We start from the raw sequence: 19,619 nt of genomic DNA on the forward strand, positions 1-19,619 counted from the left end.
GCCGGCCTCAGCCGCCGACGTACGCCGAGAGGTGCTGGCCCGTCAGGGTCGATGAGTCCGCGACGAGGTCGGCCGGGGTGCCCTCGAAGACGACCTGGCCGCCGTCGTGGCCGGCACCCGGACCGAGGTCGATGATCCAGTCGGCGTGGGCCATGACGGCCTGGTGGTGCTCGATCACGATGACCGACTTGCCCGACTCGACGATGCGGTCGAGCAGCCCGAGCAGGTTCTCGACATCGGCCAGGTGCAGGCCCGTGGTGGGTTCGTCGAGCACGTAGGTGCCGCCGTCGTTGCCCAGGTGGGTGGCGAGCTTCAGCCGCTGCCGCTCGCCGCCCGACAGCGTGGTGAGCGGCTGGCCGAGGCTGACGTAGCCGAGGCCGACGTCGTTCATGCGCTGGAGGATCTTGTGGGCCGCCGGCAGCCTGCCGTCACCGTCCGCGAAGAAGGTCTCGGCGTCCGCGACCGGCATCGCCAGGACCTCGGCGATGTTCTTGCCCCCGAAGGTGTACTCCAGCACCGCGGCCTGGAACCGCTTGCCCTCGCACTCCTGGCACGGGGTGGAGACGGTGTCCATGACCCCGAGGTCGGTGTAGATGACGCCCGCACCCTTGCAGGCGGGGCAGGCACCCTCGGAGTTGGCGCTGAACAGGGCCGGCTTGACCCCGTTGGCCTTGGCGAACGCCTTGCGGATCGGCTCGAGCAGGCTCGTGTAGGTGGCGGGGTTGCTCCGCCGAGACCCCTTGATCGCGCCCTGGTCGATCGCGACGACCCCCTCGCGGCCGACGACGGACCCGTGGATCAGCGAGCTCTTGCCCGAGCCGGCCACCCCCGTGACGACGCACAGCACCCCGGTGGGCACGTCGACGTCGACGCCCGTGAGGTTGTGGTCCGACGCCCCGCGGATCTCGATCTGGCCGGTCGGCGTGCGCACGTCGGTCTTGAGCTCGGCGCGGTAGCCGAGGTGCCGTCCGGTCAGGGTGTCGGCGGACCGCAGCTCGTCGAGCGTCCCCTCGAAGACGATCTCACCGCCCGCGGTGCCGGCCTTCGGGCCCATGTCGACCACTCGGTCGGCGATCGCGATGGTCTCGGGCTTGTGCTCCACGACCAGCACGGTGTTGCCCTTGTCGCGCAGCTGCAGCAGCAGGGCATTCATGCGGTCGATGTCGTGCGGGTGCAGGCCCACCGTGGGCTCGTCGAACACATAGGTGACGTCGGTGAGAGAGGAGCCCAGGTGCCGGATCATCTTGGTGCGCTGGGCCTCGCCGCCGGACAGCGATCCGGAGGAGCGGTCGAGGCTCAGGTAGCCCAGGCCGATGTCGACGAACGAGTCGAGCGTGGACTGCAGTCCGTCGATCAGCGGGGCGACCCCGGCGTCGGTGATGCCCCGCACCCACGCGGCGAGATCGCTGATCTGCATGCCGCACGCCTCGGCGATGTTGAGGCCGGCGACCTTCGAGGACCGCGCCTGGGCGTTGAGGCGGGTGCCCTCGCAGTCGGGACACGGCGTGAAGATGACCGCCCGCTCGACGAACGCCCGGATGTGCGGCTGCAGAGCCTCGGGGTCCTTGCTGAGCATCGACTTCTGCATCTGGGGGATCAGGCCCAGGTACGTCAGGTTGATGCCGTCGATCTTGATCTTGGTGGCCTCCTTGTGCAGGAGGTCGGCCATCTCGGCCTTCGTGAACTTCCCGAGCTTTTTGTCCGGGTCGAACCACCCGACGCCACGGAAGATGCGCCCGTACCAGCCCTCCATCGAGTAGCCGGGGATCAGGATCGCTCCCTCGTTGAGCGACTTGTCGGCGTCGAACAGCGCCGTCAGGTCGACGTCGCTGACCCGCCCCATGCCCTCGCACGTGGGGCACTGGCCGCCCTGGATGCTGAACTCGCGGCGCTCCTTGACGGTCTCGCCGCCCTTCTCGAACTTCACCGCTCCGGCACCGCTGATCGAGGCGACGTTGAACGAGTACGCCTGCGGGCCGCCGACGTGCGGGTCGCCGAGGCGGCTGAACAGGATGCGCAGCAGCGCGTTCACGTCGGTCACGGTGCCGACCGTGGAGCGGGAGTTGGCGCCCATGCGCTCCTGGTCGACGAGGATCGCGGTGGTCAGGCCGTCGAGCAGGTCGACGTCGGGGCGAGCCATCGAGGGCATGAAGCCCTGCAGGAAGGCGCTGTAGGTCTCGTTGATCAGGCGCTGCGACTCGGCGGCGATCGTGCCGAACACGAGCGAGCTCTTGCCGGAGCCCGAGACGCCGGTGAAGACCGTGAGGCGTCGCTTGGGGATCTCGACGCTGACGTCCTTGAGGTTGTTGACGCGCGCGCCCTGCACACGGATGAGGTCGTGGGTGTCGGCGGGGTGCCCCACCGGATGCTGACGCGTCGTCTCGGCCATGGCCGCCATCCTGCCGCAGCACACCGACCGCCCGGGGCGATTGGCACGGGCAATTTCTGAGAGTGACCTGAACGTCCGAGGTTCCCTGCGATTGCAGGCTCGGACGCCGGTCGGCCGCGCTGATCCGCTGTGCTCCACGGCACACGACGCCTAGCGAGGTCGCAGAACCCGTGCTTGGGTGAATCGTCCAAGAACGCACGGCGAGGGGATCCCGAACGCATGTGGGAGTTCATCTCGGAGCGCGGCGACATCATCGCCTACAACGCGCTCCAGCACGCCAACCTGGTGCTGCAGGCGGTGGTCGTGGCCACCGTGGTGGCCGTCGGCATCGCTGTCGTGGTCGACCGGTTCCAGTTCCTCGACCCGATCGCCAACACGGTCTCGGCGATCGGGCTGACGATCCCGTCGTTCGCCCTCGTGGGCCTGCTGCTGCCGCTCACGATGATCGGCGCGCTGACCGCCTTCATCTGCGTGGCCTTCTACGCGACGCTGCCGATCCTGCGCAACGCCGTGGTCGGGTTCGCCCAGGTCGACAAGACGCTGATCGAGTCGGCCCGGGGACTCGGCATGTCGGAGACCGGGGTGCTCCTACGCGTGCGCCTCCCGCTCGCCTGGCCCGTCATCCACGCCGGCGTGCGCACGTCGGTGCAGATGTCGATGGGCATCGCGGCGATCGCCGCCTACGTGCTCGGTCCGGGCCTCGGCGGCTACATCTTCACCGGCCTCTCGCAGGCCGGCGGCGTCAACGCCGTCAACTACGCCGTCGTGGGCACGGTGGGCATCGTGCTCGTCGCCCTCGTCGCCGACCTGCTGATGCTCCTCCTGGGGCGAGTCACCATCTCGAAGGGAATCCGCGCATGACGCAGACCGACCAGGCCGCCGGCGGGAGCATCAGCGGCGCTGAGCTGCAGCTCGAGAACGTCGTCAAGAAGTACCCGGGGCAGAAGACCCCCGCGGTCGAGTCGCTCTCGCTGACGATCCCGGCCGGCGAGATCGTCGCCTTCGTCGGCCCGTCCGGTTGCGGCAAGACGACCTCGCTCAAGATGATCAACCGCCTGATCGAGCCGACCTCGGGCACGATCCGCATCGACGGCGCGGACATCCGCAAGGACAGCGCCACGAGCCTGCGCCGCAAGATCGGTTACGTCATCCAGGGCGGCAGCCTCTTCCCGCACATGAGCGTGGCGTCGAACATCGCGGTCGTCCCGAAGATGCTGGGGTGGGACTCCAAGCGGATCACCCAGCGCGTCGACGAGCTGCTCGACCTCGTGGGCCTGGACCCCGACCGCTACCGCGACCGCTATCCGCGTGAGCTCTCCGGCGGCCAGCAGCAGCGCGTCGGCGTGGCCCGCGGCCTGGCGGCCGACCCGCCCGTGATCCTGATGGACGAGCCGTTCGGCGCGGTTGACCCGATCACCCGCCAGCGACTGCAGGACGAGCTCATCAGCATCCAGCGCGAGCTGCGCAAGACCATTGTCTGCGTCACCCACGACATCGACGAGGCCATCAAGCTCGGTGACCGCATCCTGATCCTGCAGGAGGGGGCGAACATCGCCCAGTACGACACCCCCGACGCGATCCTCGCGGCCCCGGCCAACGACTTCGTCGCCGACTTCGTGGGGGCCGGGTCGTCGCTCAAGCAGCTGTCCCTGGCTCGCGTCCGCTCGCTCGACCTGGTCCACCCGACGACCGCGGCGATCGGCGAGGACACCGGTCCGGCGGTGCGCCGCGCGGAGCAGGCCGGCGACGACGCCCTCGTGGTCCTCGACGATCGTGAGCGTCCCGTGGCCTGGCCGTGGCTGCGGCAGGTCCGCACCCACGACAAGGTCAAGGGCTCGCCGCGCGAGAACCTCGTGACGCTCGACCACGCGGCCACCCTCAACGACGCGCTCGACACGATGCTGACGGCGGCCCACTCCAAGGTCATCGTCACGGGTGATCGCGACAAGTACCTCGGCGTGCTCGACTTCGAGACGGTCACCGAGTACATGCGCAAGACCGAGCGTGAGGCGGCCGAGCACCAGCTGGACCTGGAGCAGCAGGAGGGGGCGCGGGCCGATGGCTGACACGCTCCCGACCAAGCCCGACGGCACCGAGGACGTCGTCGACGACGACCTCTCCCCGAAGAGCTCGGCCCGGGTCATCACGCGCGAGATGGTGCTGATGCTCGTCGTGCCTCCCGTCCTCGTGGCCGCCGTCTTCGGCGCGTTCGTGTGGTGGCGCCAGACGGCCGATCTCGACTCCGTCGAGGCCCAACAGTTGCGCTGGTCGGAACTGCGGTCGCTCGGCTGGGAGCACGTCCAGCTGACCGTGGTGGCCGCGATCATCGTCGTGGCGATCGCCGTGCCGCTCGGCATCCTGCTCACCCGTGGCCGGTTCCGCGCGGCGTCGCCGGTCGTCATCGGCATCGCCAACGCCGGCCAGGCCGCCCCGTCGGTGGGCCTGATCGTGCTGTTGTTCCTGTGGCTCGACGGGGGCTTCTGGACCGCGATCTGGGCGCTGAGCCTCTACGGGATCCTGCCCGTGCTGCGCAACACGATCGTCGGCATCCAAGGGGTTGATCCCACCTTGGTCGAGGCCGGTCGCGGGCTCGGCATGACCAACGCGGCCACCTTGCTCAAGGTCGAGCTGCCGCTGGCGGTGCCGGTCATCATGTCGGGCGTTCGTACGGCACTCGTCCTCATCGCCGGCACGGCCTCGCTCGCGTGCTTCATCGACGCCGGTGGTCTCGGCGAGGTGCTCCAGACCGGCATCACGCTGTTCCGCTTCTCGCTCATGGTGACCGGTGCCGTGCTGATCGCCCTGATCGCGCTGCTCATCGAGTGGCTGGGTCGCGTGCTCGAGCTCGCCACCCGGCCGAAGGGGATCTGACATGACTCGCACCCGACTCCTGCGGCGCGCCGGCATCGCCACGGCCGCGCTGATGACCTTGACGCTCACGGCCTGCGGCCTGGGCACGGCGGCCGGGCCGATCCTGTCGGGCGATCTCGACGGCCCGGTGGCCGACATCGACCTCGAGGGGCTGGACATCGCCGTCGGCTCGAAGAACTTCACCGAAAACATCATCCTGGGCAAGATGGCGGTCAGCCTGCTGGCGTCCGCTGGGGCCGAGGTCAACGACCTCACCAACATCCCCGGCAGCGCGGCGGCGCGTCAGGCCCAGCTCGACGGCCAGATCGACGCGATGTGGGAGTACACCGGTACCGGCTGGATCACCTACCTCGGCTACGAGGACCCGATCCCGGACGAGCAGGAGCAGTACGTCGCCGTCCGCGACGAGGACCTCGATCGCAACAACCTGGCGTGGCTGCCCCCCGCCCCGATGAACAACACGTACGGCTTCGCGATCACGCAGGAGACCTCGGACCGCCTCGGCATCACGACGCTGTCGCAGATCAAGGACCTCCCGATCGAGGAGCGCACGTTCTGCGTCGAGTCGGAGTTCACCAACCGCCCCGACGGTCTCCCGGGGATGCTCGAGACCTACGGCGTCCCCCTGGGCGATCCGAACGGCGTGCCCGAGGGCAACCTGCGGACCTACCAGACCGGAGCGATCTACAGCGCCACCGACAAGGGCGAGTGCACGTTCGGTGAGATCTTCACGACCGACGGCCGCATCCTGGCGCTCGACCTGACGGTCCTGGAGGACGACCTGCAGTACTTCCCGAAGTACAACGTCTCCCTCGTGGTCAACGACTCCGTGCTCGAGGACAACCCGGACCTGAGGGAGCTGTTCGGCCCCGTCAGCGAGAAGCTCACCGACGAGGTGCTGATCGGGCTGAACGCCGAGGTCGACGTCGAGGGTCGCGAGCCGGTCGACGTGGCCTTCGAGTGGCTCCAGGAGGAGGGCTTCATCTCGTGACGCAGGAGTTCTCCCAGGGCGAGAAGGTCACGTGGCAGAGCCACGGCGGTACGGCCGAGGGCGAGGTGGTCCGCAGGATCACCTCGGACACCGAGGCAGGCGGGCGCACGGTGCGGGCCAGCAAGGACGAGCCCCAGTACCTCGTGCGTAGCGAGAAGAGTGGCGGCGAGGCCGTCCACAAGCCCGAGGCGCTCACTAAGAAGAGCTGAGCTCGGCACTCAGGCGCGGAGTGGGTAGTCGGCTGGCTGGGCTTGGTGGGTTTGTCGTGCGGTGTGCCGGATGCGTCGCAGGTGTTGGCGTGTGGCGCGTCTTCGGTTGAGGTCGATGGGTCGGCCGTCGCGGGTGGCGAGGTCGAACTTGCCCTGTCCGAGGGCCTCGATGACGAGGAGTCCGCGGTGCACCAGCGAATGGCAGCTGCTGCAGATGCCGATGAGTCCGTCGAGGTCGGTGCGGCCGCCGTTGGACCACCAGGTGGTGTGGTGGATCTCGAGGTGGGTGTGGGTGCAGCCGGGTGCTGCGCAGACGCCGTGCTGGCGGGCGATGACGGCCTTGCGCTGAGCTGGCGTGGCAAGGCGGATGGTGTCGCCGACGTTGAGGACCTGCGCCTGCTCCACGTCGTCATCACTGGTCAGGATGGGGGTGATGTCGCCGGTGCAGGCCAGGTAGGACAGGAGCTGGGGTCCGATGGGGCCGAAGCCGGCCAACTCTGCCGGCTCACCAGTGGGCCGGGCGGCGCCGGGCTGGGCGGTCATGGCCTCGTGGAGGGTCTCGACGCCGACGATGACCGACAGCTGGGGACGGATGCCCTTGCTGGACGGCAAGCCTGATTCGAGCACCGACGACAACAGCCGGTCGAACCCGGCGACACGGCGTTCTGCACTGCTGCGGTCATCATTCGCGACCACCGGGATGGAGAGGGAGTCGAGGACGGCCTTGAGCTTGGCGCCGGTCTCGGTCTTGAGGAACCCGGACAGGTGCCACCCCTCCGGTACTGGCGAGAGCTGGATGTCTTCCTTGGCCATGCCCTTGATCCACGCCTTGTCGAGATCCTCGGGGTAGACCGCGTCGCGCAGGGCCCGGATCACGCGGCGCAGCTGCACGGGCTCGTGGGTGGTCGCCACGGCGAGGAGCCACGGTTCGGCGTCGGCGACGACCTTGTGGCCGATGTGCTTGAGGCCGAACGTGAAGAGCTTGACGTGATCGAGCCGGACGGCACCTTCAGCAGCGGCGTCACCCACGGCGGGGAGCTCGCGCATCGTGGCATCGGCGTCGATCAGACTGCGGGTCTGGCGGGCGTCGAGACGCAGGTGCTGGCGCGCCCAGGTGGTGACGGTGGAGGCACCGTCGAGCTCGAACTCCGCCGACTTCTCGAGCTCGGCCAGGTGGTGGGCCTTCGCGGCGTCGAGCGCGTCCTGCGCGGTCTGGATCGCGAGCAGAGCGGACCGGTGGTCGGCCGAGGTGACGGCATGCGCAGCTGACCGCAGCGCCTGCACCGTGGGACCCGAGACCATGTCTCGAGTGTACTCGAACAGATGTTCGAGGGCAAGACTCCCGGGCAAGAAAGCTGCTGAAATTGCAACAGATTCATACCGGTCGGCCTGTCACTTTCCGCCGAGTCTCGGCCGACAGCTTCTGGTCCATGCCGCTTGTCCGGTACCACCGCTCGAGGTCACCTGACCGGCCCTTCGAGGCTCACGCCACAGAGGGCGTTCACACCTCAGGGAGCGGCGTGGGTGGGCGCCGCTCGAGGTCACCTGACCGGCCCTTCGAGGCTCACGCCCCAGAGGGCGTTCACACCTCAGGGAGCGGCGTGGGTGGGCGCCGCTCACGGTCACGTAACCGACCTTTCAAGGCTCCTCGCCAGGGCTCGTCGCACCTCAAGGAGCGGCGTGGCCGGTGGCGGTTCGACCTCGGCCAGCCAGCCCTTCGAGGCTCACGCCCCAGAGGGCGTTCACACCTCAGGGAGCGGGAAGGGGGCGCTCGGGCGCGGCCGCTCTCACCCACTCGACCAGCGGAGGGCCGGGACGTGGGGGTGAGGCCGTTCAGACCGTGGTCATCTGCTCGCCCTAGGGTCCTTGCCATGTCGGCGCACCAGGAGTCGTTGTCGCGGCGCCTGGGACTCACGGATGCGGTCGCGGTGGGCATGGGTGCCATGGTGGGCGCCGGGGTGTTCGCCGTGCTCGGGCCCGCCGCGCAGGCGGCCGGCTCGGGTCTGCTGGTCGCGCTCGTGGTGGCGGCCGCCGTGGCGTACCTGAACGCCGTCGCGTCGGCGCAGCTCGCTGCCGCGTCGCCCACCTCCGGGGGCACCTACGTGTTCGGCCGGGAACGCCTGGGGCCCTGGTGGGGCTTCGCCGCGGGCTGGTCGTTCGTGATCGGCAAGACCGCGTCGTGCGCCGCCATGGCGCTCGTCTTCGCGGCGTACGCCGTCCCCGGGCCGGAGTGGGTGCAGCGCGTCGCGGCCGCGGCGGTCGTCGTCGCGCTGGCGGCCCTCAACTACCGCGGCGTCACGAAGACCGTGGCACTGACGAAGGTCCTGCTGCTGCTCACCCTCGCGGCGCTCGTGGTCGTGGTCGTGGCCCTCCTCTCCGGTGACGGCGGCGGGGTCGGTGCTGGGGTCGACAGGCTCGGCGGCTGGTCGGCGCTGGACGACGGGGGACTCCTCGGCACGCTGCAGGCCGCGGGACTGATGTTCTTCGCCTTCGCGGGGTACGCCCGGCTGGCCACGCTGGGCGAGGAGGTCGTGGATCCGCGTCGCACCATCCCGCGCGCGATCCTGGTGGCCCTCGGCCTGACGGTCGCGATCTACCTGGTCGTCGCCGTCGCTGCGCTGCTCGCCGCCGGACCGGAACGCCTCGCGGGATCCGCGACGCCGTTGGTCGAGGCGCTCGACGCGGTGGGCCAGGGGGTGGTGGCCCCGGTTGTCGGCGTGGGCGCCGCGGTGGCCGCCCTCGGGGCGTTGCTGTCGCTCATGGCGGGCATCGGCCGCACGACCCTGGCGATGGGCCGCAACCGCGACCTCCCGGCCTGGCTCGCTGCCGTCCACCCGATCCACCGGTCGCCGCACCACGCCGAGATCGCGCTCGCCGTCGTCGTCGCTGCACTGGTGCTGACGGTCGACCTGCGCGACGCGATCGGCTTCTCGTCGTTCGGCGTGCTGCTCTACTACGCGATCGCCAACCTGAGCGCCTTGACCCAGCCGGCGGACCAGCGGCGGTGGCCGCGGTGGTTCAACGTCCTCGGTGCTGCCGGTTGCCTGGTGCTCGTCGCGACCCTGCCCGGCAGTGCCGTCGCGGTCGGGGTCATCGTGCTCGCGGTCGGCCTGCTGGGTCGGGCCGCCGTGCTGCGAGCACGGGCGGGAGCTCGCTGACGCTGCAGTCCGGTGAAAGGCCCGCTGCGCCGTCGGCGCAGGCTCAGGTCGGCAGGACCCAGACGGGGCCGTCGACGGCGAGCCGCCACCGGGCGCCGACCGTCGGCGGCCGTCCGGTGGCGCGGGCGACCAGTCGCGTCCCGCTGGCCAGGCGGCAGCCGACGATCGAGCTGTGGCCGTGGAACTCGACCGACTCGACCACGGCCTCGACTCCGTGGTCGGACTCGACCAGCTGCTCGGGACGGATCAGCACCTGGGTGCCGTGGGCACCAGCCGCGGCGACCAGGCGGCCCACCTCGGTCGAGAACGTGCCGTCGGTGCCGGGCTCGGCCGGCAGGATCGTCGCGTCGCCCACGAACCCGGCGACCCAAGCCGTGGCTGGTCGCTGGTAGACGTCGTGCGGCGAGGCCTGCTGCACGACGACTCCCTCGTGCATCACGGCGACCTCGTCGGCCAGCGCCAGAGCCTCACCCTGGTCGTGGGTCACGAGCAGGGCCGTGGCGCCCTCCGCGCGGATGAGCTCTCGCACGTCGCGGCGCAGCTCCTCGCGCAGATGGGCGTCCAGAGCCGAGAACGGCTCGTCGAGCGTCACGACGTCCGGCCCGGGCGCGAGCGCGCGTGCGACCGCGACGCGTTGCTGCTGCCCACCGGACAGCTCGTGCGGGAACCGGTCGCCGTGTCCGGCGAGGCCGACCAGCTCGAGCATGTCGGTGGCCCGCGCCCCGCGCCGGTCGGACCGGGACAGCCCGTAGGCGATGTTGCCGAGGGCCGTCAGGTGGGGGAACAGGGCGCCCTCCTGTGGGACCACGGCCACGCGGCGACGCTCGGGTGCGACGCGGCGACGGCCGTCGTCGACGACGCGTCCGTCGATCACGACCGTGCCCGCGTCGGCGTCGTGGAATCCCGCGAGGACCCGCAGCAGGGTCGTCTTGCCGCACCCGCTGGGGCCGAGGACCGCCGTGAGGGATCCACGGGTCAGGCGCAGGTCGACACCGCGCAGCACCTCGGTGTCGCCGAACCCGGCGCGCACGTCGCGCAGCTCCACCTCGACGCTCATCGGGTCCTCTCCCACGCGGACGGGCGCGACAGCCAGAAGGCCGGCAGGACGGCCACGACCACCAGGGCCAGAGCGTACGGGGCCGCGTCGCCGTACGCCGCGGCCGTGGTGCGCGACCAGATCTCGGTGGCCAGGGTGTCGAACCCGGTCGGACGCAGCAGCTGCGTGGCGGGCAGCTCCTTCATCACGGTGAGCGTCACGAGCAGGGTCGCCGCGGCCAGGCCGGGGGAGGAGAGCCGCCAGGTCGTGGAGGCCGACGCGGCGACGGGGCCGCGACCCAGCGACCGGGCGACCTGGGGCAGCGTCGGGGGCACGAGTCCCACCGAGCCGCGGACGGCGGCGATCGCCTGGGGCAGGAACAGCACGACGTACGCGAAGACCAGGATCGTGAGGCTTTGGTAGAGGTCGGGGACGACCCGCAACGACAGGTAGACCAGCGACAGCGCGACAACGATGCCGGGGAGGGCGTGGCCGGTGTAGCCGCCCGTCTCGAGCAGCGCCACGGCAGCGCCCCGGTGGCGGGCCGCCAGGACGCCGATCGGCAGGGCGAGCAGGAGGGCCGCGACGGCCGCGACGGCCGCGACCACGGCGGTGTTGGCGGTCGCCGTGAGGAGCTCGGTGCGGTCCAGCGAGCCGGAGGTGTCGGCGATCAGCCGCTGCACGAGGGCCGCGACCGGGATCCCGAGGGCGACCACGGCCGGCAGGAGCAGGAAGGCAGCCGCCGGCAGCGTCCAGCGGCCGGCCCCGCGGCGATCCGGGGAGCGGCGGACGCCCGAGCCGGTGCGCCACCGCTGGCCGCGTCCGCGCGCGAACCGTTCCGCGGCCACCACGGCCAGGGCGATCGCGACGAGCACGATCGCCAGGACGACCGCCGAGTCGCGGCCGATGAAGGAGTTGTACTGGCGCGAGATCGCGAACGTGAAGACCTCGAACCGGAAGATCGAGACGGCGCCGTAGTCGGAGAGCACGTAGAGGCCGACCAACAGCGACCCCGCTGCGGCCGCCGGGGCGACCTGCGGGAGGGTCGTGGTGAGCCAGGCCGCCGCGGGGGAGCGACCGAGCGAGCGGGCGACCTCGGCCGGGGCGGTGTCCGCCGATCGCAGCGACGCCAGGACGGGCAACGTCACGTACGGGACGCTGACCGCGGACAGCACGAGCCACGACGGCACGAAGCCGTTCCACCCCGGCACCGTCGCGAGCCATCCGGTCGCCGCGACGTAGGACGGTGCCGCCAGTGGCAGGGCCGCGGCGACCATCCAGAGTCGTCCGCCCGGCAGCCGCACCCGGGTCAGGATCCAGGCGGTCGCCGTCCCGATCGCGAAGCACGTGGCGCAGACCGCCGCGGTCAGCAGCAGGCTGCGCACCATGAGGGCCGTCGTCTGGGTCCGGGTGAGCGTGGCGAGGACGTCGCCGCGGTCGATCTCAAGTCCGCGGATCGCCAGGTACACCAGCGGGACGCTCGCCACGACGGCCGCCACCGCCCCTGCGGCGAGCAGGAGCGGTGGCGGTCGGAGGCGGGACCCGGTCAGCTGAGGCCGGCTTCCTCGATCATCGCGATCGTGGTGGCCAGGTCGGCGAGGTCGGACAGGTCGATGTCGGGACCCTGCAGGTCGGCCAGGGCGGGCAGCCCCTCCGGAGCGGCGACGCCCGGGGCGAGCGGGTACTCGAACGTCTCGTCGACGAAGTACTGCTGGCCCGCCTCCGACACGAGGTAGGCCACGAACGCCTCCGCGTCCGGGTGCTCCGAGAGGATGCCGGCGCCGGTGACGTTGACGAGGGCGCCCGGATCGCCCGCATCGGCGAACTTCAGCTGGGCGCGCATGTTCTCGGCGCCGACCTCGGCCGCGAGCTGGAACCAGTAGTAGTGGTTGATCAGACCGATGCCGAGCGTGCCGTCGTTCACGGCGGCCAGCGTGAGCCCGTTCTTCTCGTACGACTGGAAGTCGTTCGCGGCGATGCCTTCGAGCCACTCACGGGCGGCGTCGTCGCCCTCGGCCACGCGGAAGCCGGTCACGAAGGCCTGGAAGCTGGCGTTGCCGGGCGGGAAGCCCACCTGGCCGCTCCACTGCGGGTCGGTGAAGGACGCGACGGTGCCCGGCACCTCGTCGGCCGAGTAGGTCTGGCTGTCGTAGGCGATGACGCGGGCCCGGCCCGTCACGCCGACCCACGTGTCGTCGGTCGAGGTGTACTCCGGCATCACGGCGTCGGTGATCTCGGCGGGCAGGTCCAGCAGCATGCCCTCGTCCGAGACGGCGCCGAGGGCGCCGGCGTCCTGCGACAGGAACACGTCGGCCGGCGTCGCGTCACCCTCCTCGAGCAGCGTCGCGGCGAGCTCGGGGGAGTCGCCGTAGCGGGCCTCGACCTCGATGCCGGTCTCCTCGGTGAACTGTTCGATGAGGGGCTTGAGCAGCTCCTCGTCACGGCCGACGTACACGACCAGCGGCTCGTCGCCGCTGGCGGCGTCGTCGCTGTTGTCGCCCGATCCGCACGCGGCCAGGACAGCCAGGCTCGACAGGGCGACGGCCGCGAGGCGCAGGCGGCTGGAACGGGGGCGCAGGGGCGTACGCATGAAGATCCTTCGAGACGACGGGAGTGGGCGGGAGCAAGGATAGCCTCAGTTCACCTGTCGGTGGATGGCACTCCCCGATCTGAGGGGGGCGCCGCGACGACGGAGCGGGGTTCGAGCCCGGCCCGGCGTGCACCTGCCACGATGGACCCATGACGGCTTACTGGATCAGCACCTACCTCGAGGTCCACGACACGGAGAAGCTGAAGGCGTACGTCGCCCTCGGCGGGCCCGCCATCGAGGCTGCCGGGGGTACCTTCCTGGCCCGGAGTCTGCCCGAGAAGATCTACGAGGCCGCGGTGCACCAGCGCACGGTCCTGATCCGGTTCGACTCGGTCGAGGCGGCCGTCGCGGCGCACGACGGGGAGCCCTACCAGGAGGCGCTGGCCGCTCTGGGCGACGGCGTGACCCGCGATCTCCGCATCGTTCCAGGGGTCTGAGCGCACGGACGCGAAGGCGGAGACGCTGGCCGAGATGCGGGGTAGTGTGCGGGCATGACCCCGACCGAGCTGCTCGACACCTCGGTTCGCCCACCCGTCGAGCTCACCTCGTGCGGGTACGTCCTGATCGGCCACGACGGCCTGGTCGCGCGCACCAACGCGGAGTTCCGGCGCCTGGTCGACCGTGAGCAGCACGAGCTCATCGGCACCGCCACGCTGGAGTCGCTGCTCTCGACCGGTGGACGCCGGTACGCCGAGACGCACCTGCGGCCGATGCTGCAGCTCGACGGCTGGGTGCGCGAGGTCGAGCTCGACCTCGTGCGTCCGGATCGCACCGAGGTGTCGGTGCTCTTCAACGCCGACACGATGACCGGCGAGGGGCCCGCGTTCCGCGTCGTCGTCGTGGAGGCCCGCGAGCGTCACCGCGACGAGCACGGCCTCGAGCAAGTCTGAGCTCAGCCGACCACGATCCCGGACCACGCGGTGTCGACCGGTGGCCGCCGTCAGGGAGAGGAACTCCGTCTGACAACAGTTGATCGCGCAGGACACGCGGGGCCCCGGGACCGTCTGGTCCCGGGGCCCCGTGCCGTTCGTCACGCCCGGCGAAGATGCGGCAGCACGAACCTTGCCGGATCCTGAGAACGTGAACGTCCTGAGCCTGCGTGGCCCCGCGCCGGAAGCGGCGGGTCGGCACCGCGCCCCGGGGCGCCGCCGCTCGCCGGACCGGTCCCAGGTCCTGGCGGATCGCTACGAGCTGATCGAGATGCTCGGTGCCGGAGGGATGGGCACCGTCCACCGCGCCCACGACCGCTTGCTCGACCGTCAGGTGGCGGTCAAGATCCTCCGCTCGAGCGTCCCTGACGCTCCGCGTCAGCGTCGCCGCCTCGCCGCCGAGGCGGTGATCGGCGCCTCGCTGCGACACCCCGGCGTCGCGCAGGTCTACGAGCACGGCGAGGTGCGGGCGGGCTTCGAGCGCACCCCGTATCTCGTGATGGAGCTCGTCGAGGGGGTCACCTTGGCGTCCCTGCTCGAGGAGCGCGGTCGCCTGAGTGTCGACGAGACGCTCGCGCTGGTGCGGGAGGTGGCCACGACGCTGGAGCACCTCGCTCAGCAGGGTGTCGTGCACCGTGACCTGAAGCCGGCCAACATCATGCTGACCTCGGACGGTCGCGTGGTGCTCGTCGACCTGGGAATCGCCCTGGCGCCGTCGAGCGCGGCCATGACCACTACGGGAACGCTGCTCGGCACGGTGGACTTCCTGAGCCCCGAGCAGATCCTCGGTCGTTCGGCCACCCCGGCGAGTGACCTCTACGCGCTGGGCCTGGTGGCCCACCTCTGCGTGTCCGGCGCTCCAGCCTTCCGCCGGGAGACGACCATCGCGAGCGCGTACGCCCAGGTCCACGACCCGCTCGCGCCGCTTCCCGGCACCGTCCCGGCGGTCCTGCGCCAACTCGTCTCGGCCCTGTCGGCGAAGGACCCGAGAGATCGCCCGGCGAGCGCTGCTGCCGTGGTCGCGCACGTGGCCGCGGGCGCCCCGGCGGCCCGCCTCCCGCGCGTGACTCCTGCGGTGCCGTCACCGGTCACGGCGATCCGCACCCCCGCCACGGGCGGGCGACGCCGCCGCCTCGCCTCCGCCGCCTGAGCGCGTCGCGACCACCGAGCTCGGACTGCGGACATGGCGGGCGGCGCCTACCGTGAAGTAGTGACTTCAACTACTTCCGCCCTGTCCGTCTCCGCCGCTGGAAAGCCCTTCGACACCGTCGAGATCGATCGCCGTGACCTGCGCGCGAACGACGTCCGGATCAAGGTCCGGTACGCGGGCATCTGCCACTCCGACATCCACCAGGCCCGCGACGAGTGGGGTCAGGGCATCTTCCCGATGACCCCCGGGCACGAGATCGTCGGCACGGTCGACGAGGTCGGCAGCGACGTCACGGCACACGCGGTCGGCGACACGGTCGGGGTGGGGTGCTTCGTGGACTCGTGCCTGGAGTGCGAGCCGTGCCGCGACGGCGAGGAGCAGTTCTGCGACCGGGGCGTCGCGCAGACGTACTCCGCGAAGGGGTACGACGGCGAGATCACCCACGGCGGGTACAGCGGCCAGGTCGTCGTGCGCGACCACTTCGTCGTGAAGGTCCCGGACGGTGTCGACCTGGCAGCCACGACCCCGCTGCTGTGCGCCGGCATCACGACCTACGCCCCGCTCAAGCGCTACGAGGTCGGCGAGGGCTCGAAGGTCGGTGTCATCGGCCTGGGCGGACTCGGTCACGTGGCCGTCAAGATCGCCGCGGCCCTGGGCGCCGAGGTGTCGGTCCTGAGCCGCACCGACGCCAAGAAGGACGACGGCCTGGCCTTCGGGGCCACGCACTACTACGCGACCGAGGACGAGTCGGTGTTCGACGACCTTGCCGGCTCGTTCGACCTGCTGGTCAACACCGTCGGCGCGGCGGTTCCCCTCGACCAGTTCCTGGGCCTGCTGAACCGCGGCGGCACCATGGTCAACCTCGGTGCGCCGAGCGAGAACCTCGAGGTCGGTGCGTTCTCGCTCCTGAGCCGTCGCCGGGCCGTCGCGGGGTCGATGGTCGGAGGGCTCCCGCAGACCCAGGAGATGCTCGACTTCTGCGCCGAGCACGGCATCACCGCCACGATCGAGCTGATCGACGCCTCGGAGGTCGACGACGCCTACAACCGCGTCGTCGACGGCGACGCCCGCTACCGGGTGGTCATCGACGCCGACACGATCGGTGCCGCATGACCCGTCCGCAGGTGCTCGTGATGTTCGGGGCGACGGGCGACCTCTTCTCCCGCAAGCTCCTGCCGTCGCTCGTGCGCCTGCACGCCGAGGGGGAGCTCGGTGACCTGCGGGTCGTGGGCACGGGGCGCCATGCTCCCGACGACCGCGAGGCGTGGATCTCGGAGCTGCGGGAGGCGGCCACCGAGGCCGTGCCCGAGGGAGTGCGCGGTTCGGTCGACGCCGTCGTCGACCGCATCTCCTTCGTCGTGTCCAGCGCCGACGACGGCGACGACCTGGCCCGCGAGGTGGCGCAGGCCGAGGCGGATCTGGCTGAGGCGGGCCTGGCCGAGTCAGGCTCCGACGAGGCCGGCCGCGTGCTCTACTTTTCGGTGCCCCCGACGGCCCTCGAGGACCTGCTCGGGATGATCGACCGCACCGGGCTGTCCGAGCGTGCTCGCCTCGTGGTGGAGAAGCCCTACGGCCTCGACGCCGAGTCGGGCCGCGCTCTCGACGCCGCGCTGCACGACGTCGTCGACGAGGACCGGGTCTACCGGATCGACCACTTCCTCGGCTCGGCCGCCGTGGCCGAGCTCGCCGGGCTGGACCCCGAGGGCGTGCAGCAGGTGCAGGTCGACGTGCCGGAGACGCTCGGTCTCGAGGGCCGCGCCGGCTTCTACGAGTCGACCGGGTGCCTGCGCGACATGGTCGTCACGCACCTGGCGCAGCTCGTCGGCGTCATCGCGGCACCGGCCCGGGAGGGCGCGGCGTGGCGCGACGCGCGAGCCGAGGTGTTCGCCGCGATGGCGCCGCTGACCGACGAGGAGACCGTGCTGGGCCAGTACGTCGGGTACCGCGACGAGGAGGACGTCGACGACGGATCGACCGTCGAGACCTACGCCGCGACGATCTTCCACCTGAGCAGCGGTCCCTGGCGCGACGTGCCGTTCGTCGTGCGCACCGGCAAGAACCTCGCCGCGAACCGCTCGGTCGTGACCTTGCGCCATCGCGACGGATCGGAGCGCACCGTCGACGTCGACGCGGCGGAGGAGGGGCTGGCTCTCGACCCGTACGCGCGGCTGCTGGCCGACGTGGCGGCGGGCGACCCGAGCCGTTTCGTGCGGGGTGACCACGCCGAGGAGCTGTGGCGCGTCGTCGCTCCCGTGCTCGACGACGACCGCCCACCCGTGACCTACGAACCAGGATCGTGGGGCCCGGCCGAGGCCGACGAGCTGCCCGGTCCGGATGGATGGAGCCTCTCGCATGCCTGACACCGGAAGTGACATCGCCGCCCACGGCCTGATCGGTGATCTTCGGAGCGCCGCGATGGTCGCCGAGGACGGGGCGATCGACTGGTTCTGTCCGGGCCGGTTCGACGCGCCCAGCGCCTTCGCCGCCATCCTCGACCGCGACAAGGGCGGCAGCTGGACGATCCGCCCGGACGACACCGTGCGGCGGACCCAGCAGTTCTACCTGCCGGACACCGCGATCCTCGCGACGCGCTTCCTGACGGACGCGGGCGTCGTGGAGGTGCACGACTTCATGCCGATCTCGCAGGCGCACGATCCCGATCACCGTCAGCGCATCGTGCGCCGGGTCCAGGTGGTTCGGGGGACCGCCACGGTGCGCACCCGCGTCGCCGTGCGACCCGACTACGCGCGCGCCGAGGCGGAGGTCGCCACCGTCGACGGCGGGCTCATGATCACCGGTGACTCCACGCGGCTCGGCCTGAGCGCCACGACCGACCTGGAGGTCGACGGCAACGACGTCGTGAGCACCTTCCGACTGGAGCTCGGCGACACCGCGCTGTTCGTGCTCGAGGTGCTCGCGCCGGAGGACGAGCTGCAGCCCTGCGTCACCGACGACACCCGGACCCTGTTCGACACCACGTCCGACTTCTGGCGCGCCTGGATCCACCGGTCGACGTACCGCGGCCGCTGGCGCGAGCCGGTCAACCGGTCGGCCATCACGCTCAAGCTGCTGACGCACGAGCCGAGCGGCGCCATCGTGGCGGCGGCGACCACGAGCCTGCCCGAGGAGATCGGGGGCGAGCGCAACTGGGACTACCGCTACGTGTGGATCCGCGATGCCGCGTTCAGCCTCTACGCGCTCCTGGCGCTGGGGTTCACCGACGAGGCGGCGGCATTCATGCGCTGGCTCTCGGAGCGGCTCGGTGAGGACGCCGACGGGGGCCTCGGACCCTTGCGGGTCATGTACGACATCGACGGCACGCCCCCGGTCGAGGAGATCGAGCTCGACCACCTCTCCGGCTACCGCGACTCCCGGCCGGTGCGCGTCGGCAACGCGGCGGCCGACCAACTCCAGCTCGACATCTACGGCGAGATCATCGACTCGGTCTACCTCTTCGACAAGCACGGCACCGGCATCAGCCACGACGCGTGGGCCGACGTGCAGCGGGTCGTCGACTGGGTCGCGGAGAACTGGGACCGGGCCGATGCCGGCATGTGGGAGATCCGGGGCGACGTGCGCGAGCACACGACCTCGCGGCTCATGTGCTGGGTCGCGCTCGAGCGCGCGGTCCGCATCGCCCGCAAGCGTGGCCTGCCGGGCGACCTGGTCACCTGGTCGCGCGTCCGCGACGAGATCTACGAGCGCATTCACGCCGACTCGTGGAACGGCGAGGCGTTCACGCAGACCGTCGGCGGCTCCGCGCTCGACGCGGGCGTGCTGCTGATGCCACTCGTGAAGTTCGGGTCGCCCGTCGACCCGCGCTTCCTCTCGACGCTGGAGGCGATCGAGGAGCGGCTCGTGACCGACAGCCTCGTGCTGCGCTACGACTCCGACGAGTCGCCCGACGGCGTGGCCGGCGACGAGGGCACCTTCACGCTCTGCTCGTTCTGGTACGTCGAGGCGCTGACCCGGTCGGGTCGTCTGCGCGATGCCGAGGTGGCCTTCGAGAAGATGCAGACGTACGCCAACCACGTGGGCCTCTACGCCGAGCAGATCGGCGCCACGGGCGAGCAGCTGGGCAACTTCCCGCAGGCCTTCACGCACCTGTCGATGATCAGCGCGGCGATCAACTTGGATCGCGCTCTGGGGTGATGTCCCGGCGTTGCAGGGGAGTGGGACATCTGGACAGGTTGATCTCAGGAATTTCTTGAGTTCGACGAGCGAAAGCTGTGACGTGAGTCATATTGGGACATAGCGCTAGCGCTGGTCTCGATCTCGGATTCGTAGCTCGGGACG

Annotated in this window: 17 protein-coding genes; 12 read left to right on the forward strand and 5 right to left on the reverse strand. The window is 70.9% G+C overall.

From position 1 onward, the window contains the following. Nucleotides 1-7: 7 nt before the first annotated feature. Nucleotides 8-2,389: an excinuclease ABC subunit UvrA gene (locus V6S66_RS05195; RefSeq protein WP_334205689.1), complete on the reverse strand. Its 2,382-nt coding sequence runs from the start codon at nt 2,387-2,389 to the stop codon at nt 8-10. A 219-nt stretch (nt 2,390-2,608) separates the two neighbouring features. On the opposite strand from V6S66_RS05195, the gene V6S66_RS05200 reads away from it, so the two are divergent. The 5 genes from V6S66_RS05200 to V6S66_RS05220 are packed head-to-tail and all read left to right on the forward strand — an operon-like array spanning nt 2,609 to nt 6,460. Then, entirely contained in the window at nt 2,609-3,250 is a 642-nt protein-coding gene (locus V6S66_RS05200) for an ABC transporter permease (RefSeq protein WP_334205690.1), read from the forward strand. Then, the gene (locus tag V6S66_RS05205; RefSeq protein ID WP_334205691.1) at nt 3,247-4,455 is read left to right on the forward strand and encodes an ABC transporter ATP-binding protein; all 1,209 of its coding nucleotides are present in this window, start codon (nt 3,247-3,249) and stop codon (nt 4,453-4,455) included. The genes V6S66_RS05200 and V6S66_RS05205 overlap by 4 nt, the downstream gene beginning before the upstream one ends. Then, complete coding sequence (locus V6S66_RS05210) at nt 4,448-5,260, forward strand: ABC transporter permease (RefSeq protein WP_334205692.1); 813 nt, start codon at nt 4,448-4,450, stop codon at nt 5,258-5,260. Before V6S66_RS05205 ends, V6S66_RS05210 begins: the two co-directional genes overlap by 8 nt. Before the next feature lies 1 nt (nt 5,261). Next, the gene (locus V6S66_RS05215; protein ID WP_334205693.1) at nt 5,262-6,251 is read left to right on the forward strand and encodes a glycine betaine ABC transporter substrate-binding protein; all 990 of its coding nucleotides are present in this window, start codon (nt 5,262-5,264) and stop codon (nt 6,249-6,251) included. After that, the gene (locus V6S66_RS05220; protein ID WP_334205694.1) at nt 6,248-6,460 is read left to right on the forward strand and encodes a DUF2945 domain-containing protein; all 213 of its coding nucleotides are present in this window, start codon (nt 6,248-6,250) and stop codon (nt 6,458-6,460) included. Before V6S66_RS05215 ends, V6S66_RS05220 begins: the two co-directional genes overlap by 4 nt. A 9-nt stretch (nt 6,461-6,469) precedes the next feature. Here V6S66_RS05220 and V6S66_RS05225 read toward each other — a convergent pair whose 3' ends face one another. Beyond that, complete coding sequence (locus V6S66_RS05225; RefSeq protein WP_334205695.1) at nt 6,470-7,762, reverse strand: HNH endonuclease; 1,293 nt, start codon at nt 7,760-7,762, stop codon at nt 6,470-6,472. A gap of 569 nt (nt 7,763-8,331) precedes the next feature. Between V6S66_RS05225 and V6S66_RS05230 the strand changes: the two genes are divergently transcribed. Continuing rightward, nucleotides 8,332-9,618 carry an APC family permease gene (locus tag V6S66_RS05230; RefSeq protein WP_334205696.1) on the forward strand — a complete coding sequence of 429 codons (1,287 nt, stop codon included), beginning with the start codon at nt 8,332-8,334 and terminating at the stop codon, nt 9,616-9,618. Nucleotides 9,619-9,661: 43 nt separating this feature from the next. Here the strand turns inward: V6S66_RS05230 and V6S66_RS05235 are convergent, their stop codons facing one another. The 3 genes from V6S66_RS05235 to V6S66_RS05245 are packed head-to-tail and all read right to left on the reverse strand — an operon-like array spanning nt 9,662 to nt 13,244. Continuing rightward, nucleotides 9,662-10,675 (reverse strand): ABC transporter ATP-binding protein, encoded by a 1,014-nt coding sequence (locus tag V6S66_RS05235; protein ID WP_334205697.1) that lies wholly within the window; start codon nt 10,673-10,675, stop codon nt 9,662-9,664. Further along, nucleotides 10,672-12,153: an ABC transporter permease gene (locus V6S66_RS05240; RefSeq protein ID WP_334205698.1), complete on the reverse strand. Its 1,482-nt coding sequence runs from the start codon at nt 12,151-12,153 to the stop codon at nt 10,672-10,674. The genes V6S66_RS05235 and V6S66_RS05240 overlap by 4 nt, the downstream gene beginning before the upstream one ends. 47 nt (nt 12,154-12,200) lie before the next feature. After that, a complete protein-coding gene (locus V6S66_RS05245; RefSeq protein WP_334205699.1) occupies nt 12,201-13,244 on the reverse strand; it encodes an iron ABC transporter substrate-binding protein in 1,044 nt (347 codons plus the stop codon). Nucleotides 13,245-13,393: 149 nt separating this feature from the next. Between V6S66_RS05245 and V6S66_RS05250 the strand changes: the two genes are divergently transcribed. The 6 genes from V6S66_RS05250 (at nt 13,394) to V6S66_RS05275 (ending at nt 19,475) form a co-directional block, all read left to right on the forward strand. Then, nucleotides 13,394-13,681, forward strand: a complete 288-nt coding sequence (locus tag V6S66_RS05250; RefSeq protein ID WP_334205700.1) for a DUF1330 domain-containing protein — start codon at nt 13,394-13,396, stop codon at nt 13,679-13,681. A gap of 54 nt (nt 13,682-13,735) precedes the next feature. Then, complete coding sequence (locus V6S66_RS05255; protein ID WP_334205701.1) at nt 13,736-14,134, forward strand: PAS domain-containing protein; 399 nt, start codon at nt 13,736-13,738, stop codon at nt 14,132-14,134. Between the two features lie 190 nt (nt 14,135-14,324). Continuing rightward, nucleotides 14,325-15,323, forward strand: a complete 999-nt coding sequence (locus tag V6S66_RS05260; protein ID WP_334205702.1) for a serine/threonine-protein kinase — start codon at nt 14,325-14,327, stop codon at nt 15,321-15,323. A gap of 60 nt (nt 15,324-15,383) precedes the next feature. Continuing rightward, nucleotides 15,384-16,436: an NAD(P)-dependent alcohol dehydrogenase gene (locus V6S66_RS05265; protein ID WP_334205703.1), complete on the forward strand. Its 1,053-nt coding sequence runs from the start codon at nt 15,384-15,386 to the stop codon at nt 16,434-16,436. Next, the gene (locus V6S66_RS05270) at nt 16,433-17,683 is read left to right on the forward strand and encodes a glucose-6-phosphate dehydrogenase (protein WP_334205704.1); all 1,251 of its coding nucleotides are present in this window, start codon (nt 16,433-16,435) and stop codon (nt 17,681-17,683) included. The genes V6S66_RS05265 and V6S66_RS05270 overlap by 4 nt, the downstream gene beginning before the upstream one ends. Next, a complete protein-coding gene (locus V6S66_RS05275; RefSeq protein WP_334205705.1) occupies nt 17,676-19,475 on the forward strand; it encodes a glycoside hydrolase family 15 protein in 1,800 nt (599 codons plus the stop codon). Before V6S66_RS05270 ends, V6S66_RS05275 begins: the two co-directional genes overlap by 8 nt. Nucleotides 19,476-19,619 lie beyond the last annotated feature (144 nt).

The organism is Aeromicrobium sp. Sec7.5 (assembly GCF_036867135.1).
Lineage (GTDB): Bacteria > Actinomycetota > Actinomycetes > Propionibacteriales > Nocardioidaceae > Aeromicrobium.

Excerpts from the sequence above, each read along its gene's own strand:
- V6S66_RS05195 (WP_334205689.1), bottom strand. The coding sequence starts at position 2,389 with ATGGCCGAGACGACGCGTCAGCATCCGGTGGGGCACCCCGCCGACACC.
- V6S66_RS05230 (WP_334205696.1), top strand. The coding sequence starts at position 8,332 with ATGTCGGCGCACCAGGAGTCGTTGTCGCGGCGCCTGGGACTCACGGAT.
- V6S66_RS05250 (WP_334205700.1), top strand. The coding sequence starts at position 13,394 with ATGACGGCTTACTGGATCAGCACCTACCTCGAGGTCCACGACACGGAG.
- V6S66_RS05205 (WP_334205691.1), top strand. The coding sequence starts at position 3,247 with ATGACGCAGACCGACCAGGCCGCCGGCGGGAGCATCAGCGGCGCTGAG.
- V6S66_RS05245 (WP_334205699.1), bottom strand. The coding sequence starts at position 13,244 with ATGCGTACGCCCCTGCGCCCCCGTTCCAGCCGCCTGCGCCTCGCGGCC.
- V6S66_RS05275 (WP_334205705.1), top strand. The coding sequence starts at position 17,676 with ATGCCTGACACCGGAAGTGACATCGCCGCCCACGGCCTGATCGGTGAT.
- V6S66_RS05270 (WP_334205704.1), top strand. The coding sequence starts at position 16,433 with ATGACCCGTCCGCAGGTGCTCGTGATGTTCGGGGCGACGGGCGACCTC.
- V6S66_RS05235 (WP_334205697.1), bottom strand. The coding sequence starts at position 10,675 with ATGAGCGTCGAGGTGGAGCTGCGCGACGTGCGCGCCGGGTTCGGCGAC.
- V6S66_RS05210 (WP_334205692.1), top strand. The coding sequence starts at position 4,448 with ATGGCTGACACGCTCCCGACCAAGCCCGACGGCACCGAGGACGTCGTC.
- V6S66_RS05200 (WP_334205690.1), top strand. The coding sequence starts at position 2,609 with ATGTGGGAGTTCATCTCGGAGCGCGGCGACATCATCGCCTACAACGCG.
- V6S66_RS05215 (WP_334205693.1), top strand. The coding sequence starts at position 5,262 with ATGACTCGCACCCGACTCCTGCGGCGCGCCGGCATCGCCACGGCCGCG.
- V6S66_RS05225 (WP_334205695.1), bottom strand. The coding sequence starts at position 7,762 with ATGGTCTCGGGTCCCACGGTGCAGGCGCTGCGGTCAGCTGCGCATGCC.
- V6S66_RS05255 (WP_334205701.1), top strand. The coding sequence starts at position 13,736 with ATGACCCCGACCGAGCTGCTCGACACCTCGGTTCGCCCACCCGTCGAG.